Origin of the sequence: Ilumatobacter sp. (assembly GCF_049588435.1) — a bacterium.
In the GTDB taxonomy this organism is placed as follows: Bacteria; Actinomycetota; Acidimicrobiia; order Acidimicrobiales; family Ilumatobacteraceae; genus Ilumatobacter_A.
Genome location: NZ_JBAVYV010000394.1, coordinates 1 through 4,254 on the forward strand (window position 1 = coordinate 1; position 4,254 = coordinate 4,254).

At 65.7% G+C, this 4,254-nt stretch carries 6 protein-coding genes and 2 tRNA genes; 3 read left to right on the forward strand and 5 right to left on the reverse strand.

Going from position 1 to position 4,254, the window contains the following annotated elements; genetic code table 11:
- From WBV89_RS15195 to WBV89_RS15210, 4 genes are all read right to left on the reverse strand, one after another.
- Positions 1-963, reverse strand: a 963-nt coding sequence (locus tag WBV89_RS15195; protein ID WP_423982197.1) for a tyrosine-type recombinase/integrase, incomplete at its 3' end; no start/stop codon positions are given.
- A gap of 98 nt (positions 964-1,061) precedes the next feature.
- A tRNA-Pro gene (locus WBV89_RS15200) sits at positions 1,062-1,139 on the reverse strand.
- Between the two features lie 50 nt (positions 1,140-1,189).
- On the reverse strand, positions 1,190-1,687 hold the full coding sequence (locus WBV89_RS15205; protein WP_423982198.1) for a hypothetical protein: 498 nt from the start codon (positions 1,685-1,687) through the stop codon (positions 1,190-1,192).
- Positions 1,684-2,436: a DUF2786 domain-containing protein gene (locus tag WBV89_RS15210; protein ID WP_423982199.1), complete on the reverse strand. Its 753-nt coding sequence runs from the start codon at positions 2,434-2,436 to the stop codon at positions 1,684-1,686. The genes WBV89_RS15205 and WBV89_RS15210 overlap by 4 nt, the downstream gene beginning before the upstream one ends.
- A gap of 57 nt (positions 2,437-2,493) precedes the next feature.
- Here WBV89_RS15210 and WBV89_RS15215 point away from each other — a divergent pair, with 57 nt between their 5' ends.
- From WBV89_RS15215 to WBV89_RS15225, 3 genes are all read left to right on the forward strand, one after another.
- Positions 2,494-3,135, forward strand: coding sequence for a TetR/AcrR family transcriptional regulator (locus WBV89_RS15215; RefSeq protein ID WP_423982200.1), 642 nt, complete (start codon positions 2,494-2,496; stop codon positions 3,133-3,135).
- 49 nt (positions 3,136-3,184) lie between these two features.
- A tRNA-Gly gene (locus WBV89_RS15220) sits at positions 3,185-3,258 on the forward strand.
- 370 nt (positions 3,259-3,628) lie between these two features.
- Positions 3,629-3,934 carry a putative quinol monooxygenase gene (locus tag WBV89_RS15225; protein WP_423982201.1) on the forward strand — a complete coding sequence of 102 codons (306 nt, stop codon included), beginning with the start codon at positions 3,629-3,631 and terminating at the stop codon, positions 3,932-3,934.
- Between the two features lie 119 nt (positions 3,935-4,053).
- Here WBV89_RS15225 and WBV89_RS15230 read toward each other — a convergent pair.
- A partial coding sequence (locus WBV89_RS15230; RefSeq protein ID WP_423982202.1) for a TraR/DksA family transcriptional regulator occupies positions 4,054-4,254 on the reverse strand: 201 nt, incomplete at its 5' end.

Genomic DNA, 4,254 nt, shown 5'->3' on the forward strand with positions numbered 1-4,254 from the left:
GCGCAAGCCATGCGAGGTCAACCTCGGCAGCTCGGCTAGCTGGACGAACCGTTCGAGCGCCCGGTCGTACGACCTCGGCAGCACGAGCCCACCCTGGCGAGTGGCGATGATCAGATCGTTGTCCTCCCACTCGACACCCGCAGCGAGCCGCTCGGCAGCCTGCTCGGCTCGACGGCGAGTGAGCACCCTCAGCGTCTCGTCGTCGAGCGGGATGGTGCGGCGCGACCGTTCGTTCTTTGCGTTGCTCCACGACGCACCGGAGCGGACGGCGACGAGGCTCTCGTCGATGCGGAGCGTGCCGGCCTCGTCATCGAAGTCGTCCCACTTCAACGCGAGCAGCTCGCTCCGCCGCAGTCCGTAGAGCACATTCAGCCGGAACGCGATCGCCCACCGATGCCACGAGGTCGCTTCGAGGAATGCCTCGACCTCGTCGATCGTCCAGGTCTCGGTCTCCTTCTCGCGCTTCGGCTTCGCCACCGTGCGGGGAAGACCCACCCGCGCCGCCGGACTCCGAGGGATCAGGCCCTCGTCGACCGACTCGCTCAGCGCCGCCCGGAGCACCGTGCGACAGATCTGCACCGATCGCCTCGACAGCTTGCCGCCGTTCGCCAGTCCTTCGATCCATCCGGCGACGTCGTCGCGGTCGAGCATCGAGAGTTGGATGGCACCGAGCCCGGCCTCGATGTGCGGAATCGCCCAGGCGTACTGCTCCTGCGCCTTGGGTGTGATGTCGGTTCGGCCGGCGACGTAGCGACGCACGAGCCAGCTCACCGTTCCCTTGGTGACGGCCACGTCCTCGGCACGCGACTCCCGAGCGGCGGCGTTGGCCGAACGCTGGGACTGGTACGTGCCGAGCTGTTTCGGCTTGTGCTTGCCCGTGACGGTGTCGATCCCGTCGACGCGCACGACCCACTTCCCGCGCTGCTTGCGGACCGTCGGTTGACCGGTTGCCTTCCACGCCATCGGCGCTCCCATCGATACTCAGCCGCCCCAGGACTGATACATCGATGATACAACGGCGTGTCAAGCCGAACGCCGAGCTGAAAAACACCAGCTCAACGTGGTCGGGGTGGGGAGATTCGAACTCCCGGCCTCCTGCTCCCAAAGCAGGCGCGCTAACCAAGCTGCGCTACACCCCGTATGTGTGGCGGGCCAACCTATCGGGCTCGGACTCTGGCACGGCCGCGTCTCACAACGCGATCGCCCCACCGAGGCGCGGAGGCTCCGGCCACGACCGCTCCCCCGGCGCGAGGCCCACGGCCTCATAGGCCTTCTGCAACTGATCGATGTGCAATGTCCCGCGTCCGGTCGGTCGCTCGAGGTTGGTGATTACACCGACGACGTCGAGATGGGCGCGCCGGAACGTCGCGTCGTGCCCGTGTCCCACCCCGGCCAGCACGTGTGCCAGTTCGTGTGCGCCCGTTGCGATCGTGGCCTGGGGAGCGGCGATCGCGATCTCCACCGCCGCGCGATCGGGACCGCTGACGGAACAACGCGTCCCCGAGGACATGGCATCGGAGCGCATCGACCGCACGGTCGGCGTGAGACCGGGCCACCAGGGATCGGCCACGACGCCACCGACTGCCTCGGCGACCGCATCGAATCCGACGATCTGCTCGAGGTCGGTTCCATCGAAGGCAGCGAGCTCGGCGGCGTACACCTGAGCTCGATCACGATCGGCGGTCATCGTTTCCCGCGGCCGAGCGATCGACGTCCACCGAGCCGCGTTCGGCCGACATCGACACGCTCGGCGGCCGCGACACCGCGGGCGAAGCCATCGGCCAGAACCGCTGACGGAGCCGACGCCGAGCGCACCCTCCCCCAGGATTCCTGCGCGAACGCGTCGACTCGTGCGCGTCGCTCACGCAGCACGATCGCCGTCGTGTCGGTTCCATCGGACTCGGCGGCCGACGATTCGACGTTTGCACGCGTCTCGGCCAACAACTCACCGATGCGGTTCGAGAAACCGAAGAGGAACGCCCGCCGCTGCCGTTGGGTCGACGCACCGGTCGCTCCCCGGAGCTCGGCCATCTTGGATGCCACCTGCTGGTGCAGCGATGCGTACATCATCTCCACGACCGCAAGGTCGGCTCGACGCCCGGCCAGCGTGGCGACACTCCCCTGCGGCGTGGACCGATACACCATCCGGACGTCGTGGCTGTCCGCGATGTTGAGCAGGAGATCGAGGCGTCCGCGCACGTACGCGCCCCGTCCGACCTCGATCTCGACCAGCCCCAGGTCGTCGGGCAACGACCGGTCCGCGATCCGGTCCGGCTCGATCCGATGCCTGGCGACCAGCTCAGCCGCCTTGCGGGCGAACACCTCGGATTCGTGTTCATTGTCGGTCCGGGCGGCCTTGTCCAACAGTTTCCGGACCCGCTCGACGAGGATCTGTTCAGATGCAGGCGATTGGGGCCTCGGTGGTTCTGCGCTCACGACGATTGATTGTCCCCGCCCAAGGGTACGTTGCGTTCAGGGAGGACGAAGATGACGATGACGAACTTGTTACCCCCAGACACGAGCGGGAATGTGACGACCACCTCGAGACCGGATGAGAAGGAAGACGGACGCAGCCTCCGGCGCCAACGCAACCGCGACGCGGTGATTCGTTCACTGATCGAGCTCATTCGTGAAGGCGATCTCGCTCCGACGGTTGGCAGGATTGCCGATCGCGCAGAACTGTCGCACCGATCGGTCTTCCGCTACTTCGACGACCTGGACGATCTGGCCCGGACCGCGATCGAGACGGAGTTCCGTGAATCGCATTCACTGTCCATCGTTGCCGACGTCGGGCTGGGGACGCTGACCGAGCGGATCGACCGTCTCGTCGACGCAAGTCTCGTGACCCTCGACCGGACTCACCTTCTCGGCCTCGCAGCTCGAGCGCGCGCCCAGGAAATCGCCGAGGTCGACCAGGGCCTCACGCTGATCTTCCAACTGCATTTCGATCAGATCCGCGCCCACTTCGCGCCCGAACTCGCCTCGATGGAGCCCGACATGGCGGACGCGATCGCCAACTCGATCGCGATCACGACGTGGTTGGATTCGTACGACCTCCTCCACCGCACGTTCGGTCGGTCGGTCGATGACATCTCAGCGATGTGGAGAACCACCCTGCGCGTGCTGCTGACCTGACGGCTCTCGGTGCCGCGACGAGCGTGACCCGCTATCCTCAAGTCCACTTGCGGACGTAGTTCAACGGTAGAACCTCAGCCTTCCAAGCTGATGATGCGGTTTCGATTACCGTCGTCCGCTCCACGCAAAGTCCCTGGTCAGATGCTTTTCTGGCCAGGGGCTTTGTCGTTCACGGCGCCGGCACGATCAGGCCCGGCGAGTACGCGAGGTGGCGGAACGCACATCCATGTACCTCGCCTTCACTTCCAACTCGCCTCAGTACAGACTAGATGCTCAATCTTTCCTGACGCCGAGCGGGAATCAGTCCTCGAACAGGCACTCGAGGGCAGCGACGACCAGGAACGGCCTTGCCGCCGCATCCGCCGCCGGTCTTCGAGGACGCCCTCCCGGCGAGATTCCCAGCGACGAGTTCAACGGTACGACGAATCACGAGAGGCTTGCCAGCGTGGGAGGCCATGACGAACCCGTCGAGGCAGCCAGGTAGACCTGCTCCATGACCGCTCACGCCGTGTTCATCACCCACCGCACCAAACCGGGTCAACGATCCAGCGCTGAAGCACTCTGGAACAAAATCATGAAGCCAGCGATCACCGCCAACCCGAATCACCTTGCCTACGTCTACACGCTTCCCGTTGACGAGCCGGACGTGATCCGTGCATTCCAGCTCTACCGGACTGCCGATGACGCCGCAGCATTCCTGCGGACACCCGAGTATCTCGAGTACGCAGGCGCCGTCGGCGAGCATCTCGACGGGCCGCCTCACGTCGCCTCGGCTCCTGCGGCGTGGGTCAAGCCGTGATCGGCGGGATCGATCGACGATGTCGTGCGCTGCCACGCCGAGCCATCGCTGCGCCGACACTGTTGGCAACCAGCTGTTCGTCGCTGGCCAGGTCCCACTCGATGTGAGTGGCCAGATGTTCAGCCGGCACAACCGACGCAGATCGGCGTGGCTGGCAGTGCATCCAGACGCTCGCCCGCGATCTTGAGACCGCAGATCGTGCAGGTTCCGTACAGCCCATCGTCGAGGCGCTGTTCGGCGGCGTCGATGTCGGCGAGCGTGGTTCTCGTTTCGTCGAGGAGTCCGCGATCTGCTGGCGTTCCCAGGCAATGGTGTTCCCT

Excerpts from the sequence above, each read along its gene's own strand:
- WBV89_RS15205 (WP_423982198.1), bottom strand. The coding sequence starts at position 1,687 with ATGACCGCCGATCGTGATCGAGCTCAGGTGTACGCCGCCGAGCTCGCT.
- WBV89_RS15225 (WP_423982201.1), top strand. The coding sequence starts at position 3,629 with ATGACCGCTCACGCCGTGTTCATCACCCACCGCACCAAACCGGGTCAA.
- WBV89_RS15215 (WP_423982200.1), top strand. The coding sequence starts at position 2,494 with ATGACGAACTTGTTACCCCCAGACACGAGCGGGAATGTGACGACCACC.